Source organism: Bradyrhizobium sp. CCGB20 (genome assembly GCF_024199855.1).
GTDB lineage: Bacteria > Pseudomonadota > Alphaproteobacteria > Rhizobiales > Xanthobacteraceae > Bradyrhizobium.
Genome location: NZ_JANADN010000001.1, coordinates 2608748 through 2625828 on the forward strand (window position 1 = coordinate 2608748; position 17081 = coordinate 2625828).

20 protein-coding genes are annotated in these 17081 nt (G+C 65.0%); 14 read left to right on the forward strand and 6 right to left on the reverse strand.

Annotated elements, in window-relative coordinates:
* Nucleotides 1-3: 3 nt before the first annotated feature.
* From NLM15_RS12120 to NLM15_RS12175, 12 genes are all read left to right on the forward strand, one after another.
* Nucleotides 4-288, forward strand: coding sequence for a hypothetical protein (locus NLM15_RS12120; RefSeq protein WP_254117172.1), 285 nt, complete (start codon nucleotides 4-6; stop codon nucleotides 286-288).
* A 96-nt stretch (nucleotides 289-384) separates the two neighbouring features.
* Nucleotides 385-573, forward strand: coding sequence for a hypothetical protein (locus NLM15_RS12125; RefSeq protein ID WP_254117173.1), 189 nt, complete (start codon nucleotides 385-387; stop codon nucleotides 571-573).
* 15 nt (nucleotides 574-588) lie between these two features.
* Nucleotides 589-756: a DUF2934 domain-containing protein gene (locus NLM15_RS12130; protein WP_254117174.1), complete on the forward strand. Its 168-nt coding sequence runs from the start codon at nucleotides 589-591 to the stop codon at nucleotides 754-756.
* Between the two features lie 130 nt (nucleotides 757-886).
* Entirely contained in the window at nucleotides 887-1189 is a 303-nt protein-coding gene (locus NLM15_RS12135) for a hypothetical protein (protein WP_254117175.1), read from the forward strand.
* 9 nt (nucleotides 1190-1198) lie between these two features.
* Entirely contained in the window at nucleotides 1199-1813 is a 615-nt protein-coding gene (locus NLM15_RS12140; RefSeq protein ID WP_309144965.1) for an isochorismatase family cysteine hydrolase, read from the forward strand.
* 88 nt (nucleotides 1814-1901) lie between these two features.
* The gene (locus NLM15_RS12145; protein WP_254117177.1) at nucleotides 1902-2978 is read left to right on the forward strand and encodes a flavodoxin family protein; all 1077 of its coding nucleotides are present in this window, start codon (nucleotides 1902-1904) and stop codon (nucleotides 2976-2978) included.
* Nucleotides 2979-3059: 81 nt separating this feature from the next.
* A complete protein-coding gene (locus tag NLM15_RS12150; protein WP_254117178.1) occupies nucleotides 3060-3389 on the forward strand; it encodes a four-helix bundle copper-binding protein in 330 nt (109 codons plus the stop codon).
* A 22-nt stretch (nucleotides 3390-3411) separates the two neighbouring features.
* Nucleotides 3412-3585 carry a hypothetical protein gene (locus NLM15_RS12155; RefSeq protein ID WP_254117179.1) on the forward strand — a complete coding sequence of 58 codons (174 nt, stop codon included), beginning with the start codon at nucleotides 3412-3414 and terminating at the stop codon, nucleotides 3583-3585.
* A 36-nt stretch (nucleotides 3586-3621) separates the two neighbouring features.
* Nucleotides 3622-3837, forward strand: coding sequence for a hypothetical protein (locus tag NLM15_RS12160; RefSeq protein WP_254117180.1), 216 nt, complete (start codon nucleotides 3622-3624; stop codon nucleotides 3835-3837).
* Between the two features lie 159 nt (nucleotides 3838-3996).
* Entirely contained in the window at nucleotides 3997-5052 is a 1056-nt protein-coding gene (locus NLM15_RS12165) for a LacI family DNA-binding transcriptional regulator (protein WP_254117181.1), read from the forward strand.
* 199 nt (nucleotides 5053-5251) lie between these two features.
* A complete protein-coding gene (locus NLM15_RS12170; RefSeq protein WP_254117182.1) occupies nucleotides 5252-6610 on the forward strand; it encodes an ABC transporter substrate-binding protein in 1359 nt (452 codons plus the stop codon).
* Between the two features lie 92 nt (nucleotides 6611-6702).
* Nucleotides 6703-7638 (forward strand): dihydrodipicolinate synthase family protein, encoded by a 936-nt coding sequence (locus tag NLM15_RS12175; RefSeq protein WP_254117183.1) that lies wholly within the window; start codon nucleotides 6703-6705, stop codon nucleotides 7636-7638.
* Here NLM15_RS12175 and NLM15_RS12180 read toward each other — a convergent pair.
* From NLM15_RS12180 to NLM15_RS12195, 4 genes are all read right to left on the reverse strand, one after another.
* Entirely contained in the window at nucleotides 7635-8783 is a 1149-nt protein-coding gene (locus NLM15_RS12180; RefSeq protein ID WP_254124217.1) for an amidohydrolase, read from the reverse strand. The two genes, NLM15_RS12175 and NLM15_RS12180, sit on opposite strands and share 4 nt — an antisense overlap.
* A 168-nt stretch (nucleotides 8784-8951) precedes the next feature.
* A complete protein-coding gene (locus tag NLM15_RS12185; RefSeq protein ID WP_254117184.1) occupies nucleotides 8952-10040 on the reverse strand; it encodes a mandelate racemase/muconate lactonizing enzyme family protein in 1089 nt (362 codons plus the stop codon).
* Nucleotides 10041-10141: 101 nt separating this feature from the next.
* Nucleotides 10142-11335, reverse strand: a complete 1194-nt coding sequence (locus NLM15_RS12190; protein WP_254117185.1) for a M20/M25/M40 family metallo-hydrolase — start codon at nucleotides 11333-11335, stop codon at nucleotides 10142-10144.
* 32 nt (nucleotides 11336-11367) lie between these two features.
* A complete protein-coding gene (locus tag NLM15_RS12195) occupies nucleotides 11368-12615 on the reverse strand; it encodes an MFS transporter (protein WP_254117186.1) in 1248 nt (415 codons plus the stop codon).
* A 221-nt stretch (nucleotides 12616-12836) separates the two neighbouring features.
* Between NLM15_RS12195 and NLM15_RS12200 the strand changes: the two genes are divergently transcribed.
* Together NLM15_RS12200 and NLM15_RS12205 are read left to right on the forward strand one after the other, a co-directional pair.
* The gene (locus NLM15_RS12200; protein WP_254117187.1) at nucleotides 12837-14111 is read left to right on the forward strand and encodes a sorbosone dehydrogenase family protein; all 1275 of its coding nucleotides are present in this window, start codon (nucleotides 12837-12839) and stop codon (nucleotides 14109-14111) included.
* Nucleotides 14112-14236: 125 nt separating this feature from the next.
* A complete protein-coding gene (locus NLM15_RS12205; protein ID WP_254117188.1) occupies nucleotides 14237-14806 on the forward strand; it encodes a c-type cytochrome in 570 nt (189 codons plus the stop codon).
* A 188-nt stretch (nucleotides 14807-14994) separates the two neighbouring features.
* On the opposite strand, the gene NLM15_RS12210 is transcribed toward NLM15_RS12205, so the two are convergent.
* The gene (locus NLM15_RS12210) at nucleotides 14995-15351 is read right to left on the reverse strand and encodes a response regulator (protein ID WP_254117189.1); all 357 of its coding nucleotides are present in this window, start codon (nucleotides 15349-15351) and stop codon (nucleotides 14995-14997) included.
* 107 nt (nucleotides 15352-15458) lie between these two features.
* Nucleotides 15459-16958 carry a CYTH and CHAD domain-containing protein gene (locus NLM15_RS12215; protein WP_254117190.1) on the reverse strand — a complete coding sequence of 500 codons (1500 nt, stop codon included), beginning with the start codon at nucleotides 16956-16958 and terminating at the stop codon, nucleotides 15459-15461.
* Nucleotides 16959-17081 lie beyond the last annotated feature (123 nt).

Below are 17081 nucleotides of genomic sequence, written 5' to 3' on the forward strand. Positions count from 1 at the left end.
ATGATGTCGATCAGACTCGGCGCGACCATGGTCGCAGCTAATTTGTTGTTTTGGCCGGTTTCGAGCCTCAAGGCGGGAGAGAGCGCCGGCGCCCGCACGACGATCGTCTCGCCCGGCGATCTCGCCCCGACAAGGTTCGCGGACTTGTTTCGGCAGGCTCCCATCGGGCACCGCCAGCCGCGGCCCAGCGACCTGTCCGGGCCTCTGCAAGCCTCGGCGATCGACGTCGAGTTGCGACAGATCGACGAGGAGATCGATCGCAAGCTGATGATCTGCCGCGGCTGCTGATCATGCCGGAGGGCGGCTCCGCGACGCCGCGGAGCCGCTCGTGGAACGCCAGCGAGCGTGCGTTGTTCCCTCTTCGATCTGGACAGGAGGATCGACATGGGTGACGAACGCTTTGCCACATTGCTGGGCCGCGCCGCCATGGACGTATGGGGCGACATGCCGCGTGACGTCCAGGAGGCGCTGTTCGAGACCGCGATGAAGGACCGCGCCGAGGATCGCGAAGCTCTGGCGCGGCTGCTGCACGATCGCCATCCGCGCACCGCGCATCCTGCCAAGCCGAACTGACAGGAAGGAGCTGAGATGGTGAAACCGACAGAAGATCTCATCCGGAGCCGCGCGCATGCGCTCTGGGAATTGGCAGGCAGGCCGGAAGGGCGGCAGGACAAGTTTTGGCGCGAAGCGGAGCGGGAGCTTTCGGCCGATCCAGCCAACAACGCCGAAGAAGCCTCCGATACGTTCACGGAATAACGGAGCCTCGAGGTTCCCTTCCGCTTAGGAACAGCCGGTGCCCTGCGCGATTAGGCAAGCAAGAAGCATCGCAAAATGGCGGAACCCGGCTCCGCCAAGCATGAGCCGGCACTTCGGGAAGGAGATTGTCATGCTCAGGAGATCAATGCTGGTTGGCGCCATTCTGGCCGTCAGCTCGACCATTGCTTTGGCAGGTCCCTGCAACACCGCCAACCGCGACGCAGGCTCGGGGCCGGCCACCACCGGTCAGGCGACGGGGACGACTGGCATCGCCTCGCCAAATGCCAAGGAGCATCCGCCGACATCAGCCATGAACAAGGCCAGCGAGAGCACGGCGACTTCGTCGCAGGACGCCCAGCGTCAGATGCAGGGACAGCCGACGGCTGCCGAACAGCCGAAGTCGACGACCGGTACCGCCGACAAGGATTGCTGAGTCATCGGCATTTCCAAACGGGACGCGAAGTCGCCGGAAGGCGAAATCCGGCATGCGATCCACCTCTGCATCGACATGCAGAACATCTTTGCGCCCGGCGGTCTCTGGCAAACGCCGTGGATGGACAAGGTCCTGCCGGCAATCGCGTCGATCGTCTCGCGCCATCAGGCCAGGACGATCTTCACGCGTTTCATCACGCCGCAGGAGCCGGAAGATCGTCCTGGGCAGTGGAAGGCTCATTTCCAACGCTGGCGTCAGGCAACGCGCAACCATCTTCCGCCATCCGCGCTCGATCTCGTGGCGGCGCTGGCACGCTACGTTCCGCCGGCCCGCATCATCGACAAGCCGGCCTATTCCGCCTTCAGCAATCCGCGCCTTGCGGGCCTGCTGGTTGAAAAGAGCGTCAGCACGGTGGTGATGACGGGTGCGGAGACCGATGTCTGCGTGCTCTCGACGGTGCTGAGCGCCGTCGATCTCGGCTTCCGGGTGGTGATCGTCGAGGATGCGCTGTGCAGCTCGTCCGACGTCGGCCACGATGCGCTCATGACGATGTACCGCACCCGCTTCCACGGTCAGGTCGATCTCGTGACCGCGGAAGAGCTGGCGGAGTTCTGGCGCGAATAGGGATCTTGTGGTCCCGCGCGCGCCTGCTTTGGAACTGCGTGCAGCACCTTGGGTTGGTCGGGTTGCACCGATTGATCGAGGAGCCCGCATGACGGAAGTCGACGTTCGCAAGGGGATGCCGCCCGTCAAGCTGTCGCGCGAGGCGTTCGAGAAGCGCTACAGAGACCAGTTCGTCGATCCGGCATTTGCGCCGCTCCAGCGCGAGCTCGACGCCATCGTCGGCGCCGCCTGGGATGCCTACACTCATTCGCGCAAGGCGCCGGTGACGCGGAAGGCGGGGGCAGGTTTCGCCGATCCCGATTACGATCTCGCCGTGGACTGGCTCGCCGCGCGCGCCGCAATTCTGGAGGCGCAGCGCCGGCACGACGACGCAGGCGCGACGCCGCGCATCCTCGTCGTCAACGGCTCGGCGCGCAGCGAGCATACCTGTCCCGGCGAGATGTCCAAGACCTGGCGCCTGGTCAAGCTGGCCGAGCCCGTCTTCATGGAGATGGGCTATGCGGTCGACATCCTCGATCTCTCCCGCCTGACCTCGGAGTTCGGCAGGACCATCCATCCGTGCAAGTCGTGCGTCTCCACCGCGATGCCGCTCTGCCATTGGCCGTGCAGCTGCTATCCGAACCATTCGCTGGGCCAGGCCAGCGACTGGATGAACGAGATCTACCCGCTCTGGGTCGCGGCCCACGGCATAATGATCGTGACGCCGGTGAACTGGTATCACGTGCCGGGCGGGCTGAAAGCGATGATGGATCGCCTCGTCTGCGCGGACGGCGGCAATCCGGATCCGACATCCACGCACGGCAAGAAGGCCGACGAAGCCAAGGCGATGGAGCTGAAGGGCTGGCCCTACCCGCGTCATCTCGCCGGCCGCCATTTCGGCCTCGTCGTTCACGGCGACAGCGTCGGGGCCGAGGGCGTGCGCCGCACCCTGTCCGATTGGCTGACCGACATGCACCTGATCTCGGCGGGCCGCTTCGGCGAGATCGACGGTTACGTCGGCTACATGGAGCCATATGCGATGTCGCATCGCGATCTCGACGAGGACCGCGAGTTTCAGCAGGAGGTGCTGAACGTGGCGCGCGCCCTCGGCAACGCCGTCAGGCTGGCGCGGAGTGGGCGCCTCGACGAGCCCGGGGCCGGCCTCGAAGACCCGAATCCCAAATGACGACGCCAGGAACGAAGCCGGCCGCCTTGGCTTGTCTGGATAGTGCAGAGAAGCGTGGACGCAGCAGTCAGGAGAGACGAGATGCCGAAATCCGAGGACATGACCCGTTGCATCGAGCTGTGTCTGAGCTGCTACCGGACCTGCCTCGGCATGGCCATGAACCATTGCCTCGAGACCGGCGGCAAGCATGTCGAGCCGAAGCATTTCCGCCTGATGATGGCCTGCGCCGAAATGTGCCGGACGTCCGCGCATTTCATGCTGATCAACACGCCGCATCACCGGCACACCTGCGGTGAATGCGCGGAGATCTGCACGGAATGCGCCCGGGATTGCGAGCGGATCGGCGGCATGGAGGAGTGCGTCGCGATGTGCCGCTCGTGCGCCGAATCCTGCCGCGCCATGGCCGCTTAAGAGTCGCTTGAGGAGAAAACTCATGCTGGAAGAGAAGCTCACGGAATCCATTGTCGGCGAACTCAAGCGTCAGGCCGCCAACCGTCCGCAATCGTTGAAAGTCGAGGGCTCTTCCGAGGAGCTGGTCGTCAACGGGAAGATCAATCTTGCCGAGCTGGTGATGGTGATCGCCGGTTCGGTCGCCGGCGGACCGTAGCACTGCTGCAGCACCATCCAGGCGAGGGCCGAACCGATGTACGCGCTGTTCGAAGGCAACAAGCAGATCGGCGATCCCTTCCCTTCCGAGAAGGAGGTGTGGGAAGCCGCATTGATCGAGGGACTGGTCACCGACGTTCCCGTTGCGGACGAGGAGGGCGGCCAGCTTCTCCCCAAGGGGTATCACGTCGCGCGGGTGGAGGAGACCTGCGAGCCGCGACCGGACTGGAAGCTGCCGCGCGAAATCTCGTGAGGGGCTCGCGCCTCCGTGCCCGTTCGACCGTCGGCGCCATGCTGCGCGGCGGTGGCGCGTGAACGCATCCCCGCGCGGAAATTTCCGTTGAGGACTGCGGCGGTCGTCAATACCATGGCAAGGTATTGATCAAACGAGCATTCGACCGAAGTGGCGGGGATGGTAGCAGGTTCAAAGAGGGCGCGCGGAGGCAGCGGCCGCGTCAAGCTCGAGGAGGTTGCCCGGAAGGCCAATGTCTCGACCGCGACCGTCTCGCGCGCCTTCAACGAGCCCGACAAGGTCTCCGAAGAGGTCAGGCTGCGGGTCAAGGACGCCGCCCGCGCGCTGAACTGGATTCCGAATGCGGCCGGACGGGCGCTGGCCTCGAGCCGGACGCATATCGCCGGCGCCATCATCCCGACCCTGGACGACGAAATCTTCGCCCACCAGATCAGCGGCATGCAGACCGTCTTCAGCGAACGCGGCTTCACGCTGTTCCTGGGTTGCTCGAACTATGATCCGGACGCGGGCCTGCGGCAGGCCGAGGCGATGCTTGCGCGCGGTGTGGAAGCACTTGCCGTGGTCGGTGAAAATCATCCACCCGAGCTTTTCGACGCGCTCAACTCGCGCGGCATTCCCTATGTCGTGACCTACTCCTACAACAAGCTGTCGTCGCATCCGTGCATCGGCTTCGACAATCGCGCCGCGTTCAGCCGCATGACCGAGCATCTGCTGTCTCTTCGCCATCGCCGGTTTGCCGCCATCTTTCAGCCGGACACCAACAACGACCGCGTGAAGGAAAGGCTTCGCGGCATCCGCGAAGCGCTCGCGGCTGCGGGATTGGAAATCGCGGCGCAGGACCTGATGATGGGCCCCTCGACGCTGGAGTTCGGCGCGGCCAGTTTTGCCAGATTGATGACGCAGGCGGCCGGCGTTCGGCCGACCGCGATCGTCTGCGGCAACGACAATCTGGCGCTCGGTGCGTTGATGGCTGCGCGGGAGCTTGGCCTCGACGCACCCGGGGATTTTTCGATCACCGGGTTCGACGATCTTGCGATTTCATCGCGCTTTGCTCCCAGGCTCACGACGATGAAGGTCGACAATCAGCAGATCGGCATCCTCGCGGCCAACGAGCTGCTCGCCGTGATCGCGGGCCGGCAAGCGCAGGCGCAGTCCCGGGAAGTCGTGCCTGTTCTCAAGATCCGCGAGAGCGCCGGCGAGGCCAAAGCCCGCTGATTCCTTACGGTAGATGACGGCCGTCCTTCGATAGCGCGCATGGTCGGCGCATGAGGGCTGCTTGACTCCTGTAATGTAAGCGCTTACATAGCGCCCGTTTTAAACGCCATGAGAGCAACCGGCGGGCTCCTCGCCGGGATGGGACGGAGAGGAAACGACAATGCGCGATAGCCTTTTGCGGTGGGCCAGAAACTGTTCGATGGCGGCCTCGCTGCTGTTGCCCGTGATGGGAACGGCGAGCCCAGCGGCCGCCGAGGAGAAGCTGGTCGTCTGGTGGAACAAGGGCTACTACAAGGCCGAGGAAGACGCGCTGCTCGACGTCATCAAGAAGTTCGAGGCCAAGACCGGGGTCAAGGTCGAGCTGTCGCAATATGCGACGCAGGACATGATGCCGAAGCTGGTGGCCGCGCTCGATGCCGGCAGTCCGCCCGATGTCACCTATGCGGACACCTACCATTTCCAGGGCGCCGGCAAGTGGGCGTCCGAAGGCAAGCTGGTCGATCTCACCTCGGTCCTCGCGCCGATCAAGGGCGAGTTCTCCCCGCAGTCGCTCGAAACGGTCATGCTGTACAACGACAAGACCAAGGCGAAGGCCTACTACGCCTTCCCGCTGAAGCAGGCGACGCTGCATCTGCACTATTGGAAGGATATGCTCGAGGAGGGAGGTCTCAAGGAGACCGACATCCCGAAGGACTGGAACGGCTTCTGGTCGTTCTGGTGCGACAAGGCGCAGCCGGCGGTGCGCAAGGCATCCGGCAAGCGCATCTACGGCATCGGCCATCCCATGGGCGTCGACGCCACCGACAGCTTCATCTCGTTCCTGGTGTTCATGGATGCCTACAACGTCGTGCTGGTCGACGACAACGGCAAGCTCCTGGTCGACGATCCCAAGGTGAAGGCGGGCCTCGTCGCCGCCATGAAGGACTATGTCGAGATCGCCGCGAAGGGCTGCACGCCGCAATCGGCGACGAGCTGGAAGGATCCCGACAACAACGTCGCCTTCCACAACAAGACGACCATCATGACGCACAATTCGACGGTCTCGCTTCCCGGCAAATGGCTCGACGATTCCAGCAACGAGACGCTGACCGCCGAGCAGCGCGACGAAGCCAAGAAGAACTATTCCGAGCGCATCCGCACCATGGTCTGGCCCAACAAGCCGGATGGCACACCGGTCCACACCCGCGCGTCGGTGGTGGTCGGCCTGATCTTCGAGCAGGCCAAGAACAAGGATCGCGCCAAGGAGTTCGTTTCGTTCCTGCTGCGCGATGAGAACCTCCAGCCCTATATCGAAGGCGCGCTCGGCCGCTGGTTTCCGGTCAAGACATCGGCACAGAAGTCCGCCTTCTGGGATGGCGACGTTCATCGCCGCGCGGTGCGCGACCAGTTCTTCGCTGGCGTCGGCGGCTACGAGATGAGCAAGAACTACAAGTTCACCACGCTCAACAACGAGAACGTCTGGATGAAAGCCGTCAACGCCATCGTCACCAACAAGGTGCCGGTGGACAAGGCCGTCGACGACATGATCGCGCGCATCAAGGAAGTGGCCGGCAACTGACCGCCAGCCACACATGTTACGCTCACGCGTCGCAGGACGCGTGAGCGGCAGGCTCCTGCCTGTCAATGATTTCAACGCCTGGGAGCCGAGCTGTGACTGCAACCATCAAGGGCATCATTCCGGTGATGCTGACGCCCTTCACCGAAGCCGACGCGATCGACTATGCCGGCCTCGAAAAGCTGATCGAATGGTACATCGCCAACGGCGCGGATGCGCTGTTCGCGGTGGCCCAGTCGAGCGAGATGCAGTTTTTGAGCCTGGATGAGCGCGTCGCGCTGGCGCGCTTCGTGGTGCGGCAGGCGGCGGGCCGGGTGCCTGTCATCGCGTCGGGCCATGTCAGCGAATCCCGCGACGATCAGGTGGCCGAGCTGACATCGATCGCCAAGACCGGCGTGGACGGATTGGTGCTGGTGACCAACCGGTTCGATCCGAAGGGGCAGGGCGGCCCCGTCTTCATGGACAATCTGCGCGGCCTGCTCGCTGCGCTGCCCGCTGATCTCCCGCTTGGCCTTTACGAGTGCCCGGCGCCGTTCCGCCGGCTCCTGTCCGATGACGAGCTGAAGTTCTGCGCCGGAAGCGGACGCTTTGCGATCCTCAAGGACGTGTCGTGCGACCTCGACACCGTGAAGCGTCGCGTGGCGCTGACCAAAGGCTCGTCGCTTGCGATCGTCAACGCCAATGCGGCGATCGCCTTCGACGCCATGAGGTCAGGGTCTGCCGGCTTCACCGGCGTGTTCACGAACTTCCACCCCGACCTCTACAAATGGCTGCTCACCGACAGCTCCAGGCATCCTGCGCTGGCGGACGAGCTCTCCGTCTATCTCGCACTCGCAGCGATGGCCGAGCCGATGGGATACCCCAAGCTGGCAAAGCTGTACCATCAGCGGCTCGGCACGTTCGCGTCCATCCGCAGCCGGGCCGTCGATTTCGATATCCGCGAGCGCTTCTGGGCGCTCGACGCGCTGCTCGACAAGATCGAGCAGGGGCAGGCGAACTTCCGCGCCAGGATTGCGGCCGCGCGCCGTTAGTTCGACGCCAGCGCCGCCTTGGCGACCTCGGCCATCCAGCTCGATGCGACCGGCAAGATCGCGTCGTTGAAATCGTAGCGCGGGCCGTGCAGCTCGGCGCCGTCGCGCAATTCACCGTTGCCGATCCAGACGAAGGCGCCGGGGCGCTGCTTGAGGTAGAAGGCAAAATCCTCGCCGGCCATGCTGGGCGCGAGGTCGCGGCGAACTGGCGCCTGTACCTTCCCCGCGGCGAGGCGCGCGAGGCCCGCCTCATCAGGCGTATTGGTCACCACGCCGACGCCCATCACGATCTCGGGCGTGACCTTGACGCCGAAGGTCGTCGCGATCCCGGCGCAGATCTCGCCGATCCGCTTCACGATCATGTCCTTCACCGCCTCGCGATGGTGGCGCAGCGTGCCGCGGATCGTGACGCGGCCGGCGACCTGGTTCGGCGCGGTGCCGCCGTCGATCGTGCACAGCGACAGCACGGCGGTGTCGAGCGGATCGACGCTGCGCGACACGACCGATTGCATGGCGACGATCAGGTGCCCCGCCGCCATCACCGGATCGCGCGTCAGATGCGGCATGCCGGCGTGACCGGCATGGCCCTCGATGGTGATGGTGACGCGCCCGCCGGAGGCCATGACGACGCCGTCATGGACCGCGATCGTGCCGGCCGCCAGGCCCGGCCAGTTGTGGAAGCCGAACACCTGATCCATCGGAAAGCGCTCGAACAGCCCGGCCGCGACCATCGCGCGCGAGCCGCCATAGCCTTCCTCGGCCGGCTGGAAGATGAAATCGACGGTGCCGCTCCAGCTCGCGTCGGCGGCGAGCAATGCGGCGGCGCCGAGCAGTGAGGCGGTGTGCCCGTCATGGCCGCAGGCATGCATCACGCCGGGCGTTTTCGAGGCGTAGGCAAGGCCCGTATCCTCGGTGATCGGCAGCGCATCCATGTCGGCGCGGAGGCCGACGCGGCTCTGCGCATGGCCGCGCGTCAAGGTCGCGACGACGCCGTGGCCTCCGATACCGGCCTCAAAGGGAATGCCGAGCTCGGTGAGCTTCTCCTGCACGAAGGCCGCAGTGGCCTTTTCCTGGAGCGACAGTTCGGGATGCGCATGCAGATGCCGGCGCCATTGGGTCAGTTTCTGGTGCAGCTCGGGGGTCAAGGCGGGCATCTTTCGCATGGTGTGGGCTTGGCATCACCATAGCCGATTATCCGCCCGCTGCATCAAGCCCCTCGGAATGCCTCGCGTGCAATCAGATCGTCATGACCGGAGATGGCCGAAGGACGGCGTCGCTTCCGCTCGCCTGTGCCCCGGCCATGACGGATTGCCCTACGGCGAAAGCTTTGCCAGCCCGTTCCAGTCGAAGCTGATGCCATGCCCCGGACGGTCCGGCGCGAGGGCCTTGCCATCCTCGAGCACCAGCGGGTGCTCGATATATTTGTCCAGGCCGAAGCCATGGGCTTCCAGATACGACCGGTTCGGGCAGGCCGCGAGCAGGTGCACGGTAATGTCGTGCGCGCCGTGACTGGTCACCGGCAGGTTGAAGGCCTCCGCCAGCCGCGCGATCTTCATGAACGCACTGACGCCGCCGCAATTGGTGACGTCGGGCTCCGGATAGGACACGGCGCCGGCGACGATGTAGTTCTTGAACTCCCACAGCGAGCGCAGATTCTCGCCGGCCGCGATCGGAACGCCGCCGGCCTGCATGATGCGCGCGTGTCCGGCGACATCGTCGGGAATGATCGGCTCCTCGAGCCAGGTGAGATCATGGGGAACGAAGGCGCGGGCGGCGCGGATCGCTTCCTCGACCGTCCATTTCATGTTGGCGTCCGCCATCAGCGGAAAGCCGTCGCCGAGATGCTTTCGCATCGCCGCAACGCGCGCGACGTCGGATTTGAGGTCCGGCCGGCCGACCTTCATCTTGATGGCGCGAAAGCCCTTGGCGAGATTGCCGTCGGTCTGTTTCAGCAGCGCCTCGACCGAGAGATCGAGGTCGATGCCGCCGGCGTAACACGGCACGCGCGCATCGAAGCCGCCGAGCAACTGGTACAGCGGCAGTTTCGCGCGCCGCGCTTTCAGGTCCCACAGCGCGATGTCGAGCGCGGACAGCGCCAGCACCGCCGGTCCGCCGCGTCCGCCATAATGCAGGCCCCACCAGACATGATGCCAGATCGCCTCGGTGTCGTCGGCCTCGCGGCCCTCGACCAGCGGCGGGATCTCACGCTTCAGGATGTCGGCCGTCGCGCCGCCATTGCGCCCCACCGTGTAGGTGTAGCCGACGCCCTCGGCGCCGTCGGCATCGCGGATGCGGCAGGTGATCAGCTCGAATGCCGCGATCTCGCCATGGGTGGAGTCGGAGAGCGTGACGGGGAGGGGGATCCGGTAGAGTGCGGATTCGATCGTCGCGATGCGTGCCATGTGGCCTCCCTGTATTTTCTTTTTTGTTTCGTCGTCCGTAGGGTGGGTTACGCCGAGCCGATGCACTTCGTGCATCTGCAGGGCTAACCCACCCTACGAGATCACCGCATCGTCGCGAGCTGCACGGCGAGCGCGCAGGCGCGGTCGTATTCGTCGAGGTTGATCCACTCGTCGATCGTGTGCGCCTCGTTCTGGCCGGCGCCGAAGGTCACGGTCGGCACGCCGTGGCGCACCATCCAGTTGGCATCGAGGCCGCCATTGGCGGTGCGGACGTTCGGCGTGCCGCCGACCGCGGACACCGCCTCGACCGCGCGCTTGATGACGGGCTGGCTGTCCTTCATGCGGAACGGGAAATAGTCGGTCTCGGCCTTGAACTTGACCTTGCCGGACTTGCCTTGCGCGTTCGTCACCTTCTTGGCCGCCTTCTCGAACGCGGCCTTGTAGGCTTTCGTGATCTCCTTGAAGAACTTTCCGTCATGGCTGCGGCTTTCGCCGCGCACATGCACGTAGTCGGTCACGACGTTGGTGGCATCGCCGGCCGGGCGGCCCTCGCCGCCGGTGACGGGGCCGACATTGCTGGTGCCCTGCCGCTTGCCCTTCACCACCTTGCCGAACCAGCCGCCGGCTTTTACGTCAGCGAGCGCGAGCGCCATGATCATGGTCGAGGAGATGCCGCGCTCCGGCGCGACGCCGGCATGCGAGGCGCGGCCCATGATCTCGACGGTCCAGCGGTCCGCGCCGACGGCGCCGATGATGACGTTGGAGGCCGAGCCGCCGTCATAGTTGAAGGCCATCACCGGTGAGCCCAGCTCATCCAGCTTGACGTGGCGCGCGCCGTAGAGCCCGCTCTCTTCGCGCACGCAGAACAGCAGCGTGATCGGGGGATGGTCGAGCTTCTGCTTTTCGAGCTCGGCCGCCAGCGTCACCAGCACGCCACAGCCGCAACGGTTGTCGCCGCCCAGCGCGGTTTTGGCCTCATTGACGATCTTGCGGCCGGATTTCTTCGGCTTGGCGCCGGCGCACAGCGGCACGGTGTCCATGTGGGTCATGAACATGATGCGCGGCTGGTTGTGCAGCGCGCCGCGGCCGGGCAGGTCGACGATGAGGTTGCCGGTCTCGGTCGGCACGGGAATGCGCGTATTGGCGTCGTCGAGCCGGATCGCCTTGGCCGGCACGCCGCTCTCCTTCAGCGCGGCGGTGAGCTCACGCCCGATCGCCGCCTCCTGTCCGGTGACGCCCTCGATGGCGAGGAAGCGCATGAGGCGGTCGGTGGCGGCTTTGGTGTCGACAGGCATGATTCATTCCTTTGGCCAATGGGCCCGCCATCCTATGGGCGTGGCGAGGTGTAAGCCAAGAAGATCAGCGCGCCCAATCCCAGCATGGCAGCCATGAACAGCAACACCGCCGGCAGCCCGGCGAGCGCCGCCACCGCACCGGTGACCGATTGCATCAGCGCCGCGCCGAGGAAGAAGGCGAGGTTGATCGCCGCGAGCGCCTTGCCCGCGGTCTGCGCGTCGACGAGTTGCCGGGACATGCCGAACAGTAGCGGCTGGGCCGAGGTCGCAAGGCCAATGAGCACGAACAGCACGAGATCGTAGTGCGGCGGCATCGCGGGAACGCCGAACAGCATCGAGACCAGATAGTGCGGCGCCCCGAGCGCCATCAGCGCCAGCAGCAGCGCCCCGACCATATGCGTGCTCGCCACCAGCGCGCGGCGGCGGTTGAGCCTGCGGTCGATCATGCCGATGCACAGGGGACCTGCGATCATCGCCAGCGTGAACGCGCCGAGCTGGTTGCCGGCCTCGACCCGCGACAATCCCTTGATCTCCATCAGCCACGGCCCGCCCCACAGGCCGCGCAGCACCAGCGAGGTCGCAAGCGACACCAGCGCCAGCGCGATCAGGCCGCGCAACGGCCGCGACAAGCCGAGCCTGAGCACCTCGATCATCTGCGACAGCGGCGAGGAATCGTCCTTGTGCTCGGCCGGCTGGCTCGGCACCAGCAGGAACACCGCGAGCGCCACCAGCAAGCCGCCGAGCGCGGAGATCCAGAACCCGGCGCGCCAGCCGTAAGCGTCGACCACGAAGGCGAGCGGGCTCGCCGACAGCAGCATGCCGATATTGCCGATCGAGAGGATCGCGCCCGACCACAGCCCGAACCGCGCCGCCGACAATTGCTTGGCCGCCAGCGTCATCGGGCACATCAGCATGCCTGATGTCGCGATGCCGAGCAGCACCTGCCCGACCGCGAAGCTTTCCGGCCCGGTCGCAAAGCCCGACGCGATCGCGCCGATCACGGTTCCCGCGAGCAGGCTCAGCGACACCGGCCGGACGCCGAAGCGATCCATCGCCGCGCCGACCGGGATCTGCGCCGCGGCAAAGGCAAAGGGATAGACCGAGGTGAGGCTCGCCAGCGCCTGCGGCTCCATGTGGAAATCCGCGGCCATCAGATCGAGGCTGACCGCGGGGATGGTGCGCAGCAAGGTCGAGAGCATGTGCCCGCAGGCCAGCGCGAGCAGCGCAAAAATCAACGCGCGGGTGCCATCGCCCGCTTCTTCCGTGGCAACCGCAGTCATCAGCGTCCCGTCCCGGCAAGGGTTTGGGCCGGGTTACACGATTGGGGGGAGGGTGCCAATGGCGGGAGGGGCGCTGTTCACGCAGGGGCGCCCAGACGTGATGTCAGGGGTCCTCGACGTCGTTCCGATTGCAATTGCTCTCGCAACTTCACACACTGTGCATCGGAAAAGCCGCGGACGCGCCAGCGTCTGAAGACGGCTTCCGCTTTGGGGAGATCACCATGATGGCTATTTCGTCTGCGTCGCGCAGCTTGTTGCTGGCCGGCGCTGTCTTCGGTGCGTTCACGCTGTCCGCCGCGGCGCAGCAGCCCGCTACTCCACCCGCCGCCGGCGCTGCACCTGCCGCCCAGCCGCTTCCGCCCGGTTCGCCCTTGATCGGGCGTCCGGACGGTGAGGCCGCCGCCAAGCTCGCCCCCGTCGCGCCGCCGCCGATTCCGGCGCAGGCCGACAAGCTGCCGCTCGCCAAGCTCAAGGTGCCCGCCGGCTTCAACGTCGAGGTCTATGCCTCGGGCATGGCCAATGCGCGCTCGCTCGCGCAGAGCGACAAGGGCACGGTGTTCGTCGGCAGCCGCCTCGTCGACAAGGTCTATGCCATCGCCAACAAGGACGGCAAACGTGCGGTCAAGGTGATCGCATCCGGCCTCTATCGTCCGAACGGGGTCGCCTTCAAGGACGGCACGCTCTACATCGCCGAGCTGTCGAAAGTCTCGAAGATCGACAAGATCGACGACGTCATCGACAACCCGCCGAAGCCGACCGTCATTTACGACAAGCTGCCGAAGGACGAGGCGCATGGCTGGAAGTTCATCGGCATCGGCCCCGACAACAAGCTCTATGTCCCGGTCGGCCAGCCCGGCAACAATGTGCTGCACGACGCCGATCACGGCCAGATCCGCCGCATGAATCTCGATGGCTCAGGCGCGGAAGTTTACGCGGTCGGCGTGCGCAACACGGTCGGCTTCGACTGGAATCCTGACACCAAACAGCTCTACTTCACCGACAACGGCCGCGACTGGCTGTCGGAGACGGTGCCGGAGGATGAGCTCAATCGCGTCACCAAGGCCGGCGAGGATTTTGGTGCGCCGTTCTGCTACCAGGGCAACATCATCGACCAGGAGCTCGGCTGGGGCAAGGACTGCAAGAACTACACCGCCCCGGTCGGCCTGATGGGCCCGCACACCGCGGCGCTCGGCATGCGCTTCTACACCGGCAGCATGTTCCCGAAGCCATACCGGAACGCGATCTTCGTCGCGCGCCACGGCTCCTGGAACAAGTCGCAGAAGCAGGGCGGTGACGTCGTCGTCGTCAGGCTGAACAAGGACGGCAGCGTGAAGTCGATGGAGCCGTTCCTGACCGGCTTCCTCGAGGACAACAAATATGTCGGCCGCCCCGTCGACGTGATGCAGCTGAAGGACGGCTCGCTGCTCGTCTCCGACGACTGGAACGGCGCGGTCTACCGCATCAGCTACGGCAAGCAGAAGCTCGCGGCGCAGTAGGGTCGCGGTCATAACTGCCGTCATTGCGGGCGCAGCGAAGCAATCCAGAAATCCCAACGCGGAAACACTCTGGATTGCTTCGTCACCTCATTCCTCGCAATGACGGAATACGCGGAAGGAAGCCAATGCACAAAACACTCACCGCCGCTTTGGTGCTGGCCTCCTTCAGCGTCTCCGCAAGCGCCGAAACCATCCAGGAGCGCGCCGCGCCCTGCCTTGCCTGTCACGGCGAGCGCGGCACCTCCGAGACCGAGAACACGCCCTCGCTCGGCGGTCAGCAGGCGCCTTACGCGCTGATCCAGCTCTTCATGTTCCGCGAGAAGCTGCGCGTGTTCGAGCCGATGAACGAGATGGCGAAGCCGCTGACCGACGACGATCTGCGCACCTTCTCCGATTTCATCGCCACGCTGCCGAAACCCGCGCCGCCGGCTGACGCCGCCGACGCCTCTCGGATGGCGCGCGGAGAGGCTTTGTCGAAGCAGAACCGCTGCAACACCTGCCACAACACCGATTACTCCGGAAAAGAGAACGTCCCGCGCATCGCCAACCAGCGCGAGGACTATCTCGGCAAGACGCTCGCCGAATACAAGGACAACACCCGCCACGGCTATGACGCCACCATGGCCGACGTGATGCAGACCGTCGGCAAGGACCAGATCGCCGACCTTGCGTATTATCTCGCGCATTACCGGTGAGAGGCGGGATCATCGCATGTGCCGAACGAGCGCGGCCTGCGTGTTTCGCCCGGCGATGTGGGCATCGTCCGGAGACGCCCGCTTTGGCGGGCTCCTCACCATGAGGATATCTCGCCGCAAAACATGCCCTCATCCTGAGGGCCCGCCGAAGGCGGGCGTCTCGAAGGACGGGCAGCAGCAGACCTCGGCTACAGCGCGGCTTCCTTCAGAAGCGCAGTCGGGTAAACGGGCTTTGTGAAGAACTTCGCGCCGGCAGGCAGAGGCCGCGGAAGCGGATTGCCCGAGATCACGATGATCCGCACCGCGGCATCATGCTGCTTGGCATAGTAGGCGAGGTCGACGCCATCCATCTTCCCGACCAGATTGATGTCGGTAATGATCAGGGACGGGTGCCTCTTCTTCAGCGCCAGGGTCGCGGTCTCTGCGTCCTCGCATTGCAGCACGTCGAAGTTCCGCTGTTCGAGCAGCAGCGCGAGCATCTCGCGCTGAATGTCATCGTCCTCGACGACGATCGCGGTCGGGCGAAACGGTTTTGACTGGCCCATGATTGCACCTCGCTCTTCTTATCAAATGTTAATTTGCGAGGGGGCAGTTCCGTTCCGTGCAACATGCCCTAAGTTCGCTTGCGGATTTCTGTCAGCCCCGTTGTCACTCAGTCGGCCGGTCCCACGCGGAGACGATGCAACCGATGCAGCTCCTTCGCCGCGTCCTTCATCAAGCCGTCAGCCGCCTCGCGTTCCTGTCCGACGATGAATCCCGCTGCGAAGGCCTGTGCGCGGCGGTTCGCGGGAGGCGCCGCCAACGCGGCGTCCGTCGCCAGCTCGCGATGCGCCATGAAGTCGTTCAGTGATCCCAGGGCGGATTGAATCTGCTTCAGCCGGCCGGAGAGATCCGCGAGCACCTGCTGGTCGCGATTCGCATACAGGCTCTTGAAGAAGTCGACGGCATAGCGAATCTTCTTGATCCTGATCCGCAGCTTGTGGCGCTGCTGCGGGGTGAGATCGTTCAGGTGCTTGCCCTGCTTTCGCGCCTTCCTGATGCGTCGATCGAGCAGGGCGGCGGCGTAGGTAGCGATCGTGCGGTCCTGATCGGTGCGAGATCCCCCGGACTCGATCCATTCCATCACATCGATCAGCAGGCGGCGATAGCGGGCCGACGCAGCGACGTCGCGGGCGCGCCGGAAGGCGGCCGCGCGTTGCCCGGAGAATTTCTTGCGAATCGCACGAGCGCCGCGTCGCGGGACGCCCTGGGCGGCAATCGGCTGAATGCTCTCCTTCAGGAACACGTCGATCTCGCGCGCCGGCGCCAGCTCGCCTGTGAGCCATTTGAGTTCGGTCTTCACCCGGGCCGTGCTTGCGCGCGGCAGGATATCGTCAAAGAGGGAGATCGCTGCCCGTAACCGCCGCAGGCCAACGCGCATCTGGTGGACCCCTTCGGAATCCATGCCGCGCACCGGATCTGCGTTCCCCGTGATGTGACGAAGTGTCGAATGCGCGATGACGCGGAAGGCGTCTTGCGGTGACAGTCCGGATTTCAGCTGGACCGGTTCGGCGTGTTGTACGCCGCCGCCACTGCCCGTCGCGAGTTGAAAACCGCGCTCGGCCTTCGAGCGAAGATCGAGCTCTGCGTCCGTTTTGCGTTCGACGGTCCGTGCCAGCCGGAACAGATCGGCGGTTTGCCCGGACTTCAATTCCAGCTCGAGTTCGGCGATGGGCCGCGAGCGACGGCCGGCGGCGATCCGGCCGCGATCGACCGCGAGCTCGATCCGGCTCTTTCGGACTCGCCTTGCCTGGGTTGTGCGATGAACGTTGGTCTGAAAGGCCGGCTTGAGCTTGTGAGGAAGTTTTCCGGTCGCGAGGTCCTTGAGCGGCGTATCTTTCGTCTTCGCGAGATCCGGCCGTGCGCCCGCAATCTCGTTCTCCCACTCGCCACGCGTCAAGCTTCCCGATCGGGCCGCTTTCACGGTCTGCACATAGTGTCCGTCGACGTTGCGAACCCGAAGGGTGAAACCATGTCGCCTGAGCTTGTGCTTGCCCGTGTCGAAATAGGTCGACACGAGCGTTTGATCGCGGCGTCGCCCGGCACCGTTATGCAGGATGGACGACAGTTTTTGCGGCGCAACGAGGAATTTCAGTTCCGTTTCGGCGTTCATCGGGAGCGTTTCCGTTGCCCCGATTCAAAGCGGGGTCAGCGCGGGAGTTCCGGTGCGGGAAGATTTCAGTTCGTGATCTGCGGGCATCAGAATTTCACGGAACCGGGCGCAGACATGTTCGAG

Coding starts and splice junctions, on each gene's coding strand:
- NLM15_RS12120 (WP_254117172.1), top strand. CDS start 4: ATGTCGATCAGACTCGGCGCGACCATGGTCGCAGCTAATTTGTTGTTT.
- NLM15_RS12125 (WP_254117173.1), top strand. CDS start 385: ATGGGTGACGAACGCTTTGCCACATTGCTGGGCCGCGCCGCCATGGAC.
- NLM15_RS12130 (WP_254117174.1), top strand. CDS start 589: ATGGTGAAACCGACAGAAGATCTCATCCGGAGCCGCGCGCATGCGCTC.
- NLM15_RS12135 (WP_254117175.1), top strand. CDS start 887: ATGCTCAGGAGATCAATGCTGGTTGGCGCCATTCTGGCCGTCAGCTCG.
- NLM15_RS12145 (WP_254117177.1), top strand. CDS start 1,902: ATGACGGAAGTCGACGTTCGCAAGGGGATGCCGCCCGTCAAGCTGTCG.
- NLM15_RS12150 (WP_254117178.1), top strand. CDS start 3,060: ATGCCGAAATCCGAGGACATGACCCGTTGCATCGAGCTGTGTCTGAGC.
- NLM15_RS12155 (WP_254117179.1), top strand. CDS start 3,412: ATGCTGGAAGAGAAGCTCACGGAATCCATTGTCGGCGAACTCAAGCGT.
- NLM15_RS12160 (WP_254117180.1), top strand. CDS start 3,622: ATGTACGCGCTGTTCGAAGGCAACAAGCAGATCGGCGATCCCTTCCCT.
- NLM15_RS12165 (WP_254117181.1), top strand. CDS start 3,997: ATGGTAGCAGGTTCAAAGAGGGCGCGCGGAGGCAGCGGCCGCGTCAAG.
- NLM15_RS12170 (WP_254117182.1), top strand. CDS start 5,252: ATGGCGGCCTCGCTGCTGTTGCCCGTGATGGGAACGGCGAGCCCAGCG.
- NLM15_RS12185 (WP_254117184.1), bottom strand. CDS start 10,040: ATGGCACGCATCGCGACGATCGAATCCGCACTCTACCGGATCCCCCTC.
- NLM15_RS12190 (WP_254117185.1), bottom strand. CDS start 11,335: ATGCCTGTCGACACCAAAGCCGCCACCGACCGCCTCATGCGCTTCCTC.
- NLM15_RS12195 (WP_254117186.1), bottom strand. CDS start 12,615: ATGACTGCGGTTGCCACGGAAGAAGCGGGCGATGGCACCCGCGCGTTG.
- NLM15_RS12200 (WP_254117187.1), top strand. CDS start 12,837: ATGATGGCTATTTCGTCTGCGTCGCGCAGCTTGTTGCTGGCCGGCGCT.
- NLM15_RS12205 (WP_254117188.1), top strand. CDS start 14,237: ATGCACAAAACACTCACCGCCGCTTTGGTGCTGGCCTCCTTCAGCGTC.
- NLM15_RS12210 (WP_254117189.1), bottom strand. CDS start 15,351: ATGGGCCAGTCAAAACCGTTTCGCCCGACCGCGATCGTCGTCGAGGAC.
- NLM15_RS12215 (WP_254117190.1), bottom strand. CDS start 16,958: ATGAACGCCGAAACGGAACTGAAATTCCTCGTTGCGCCGCAAAAACTG.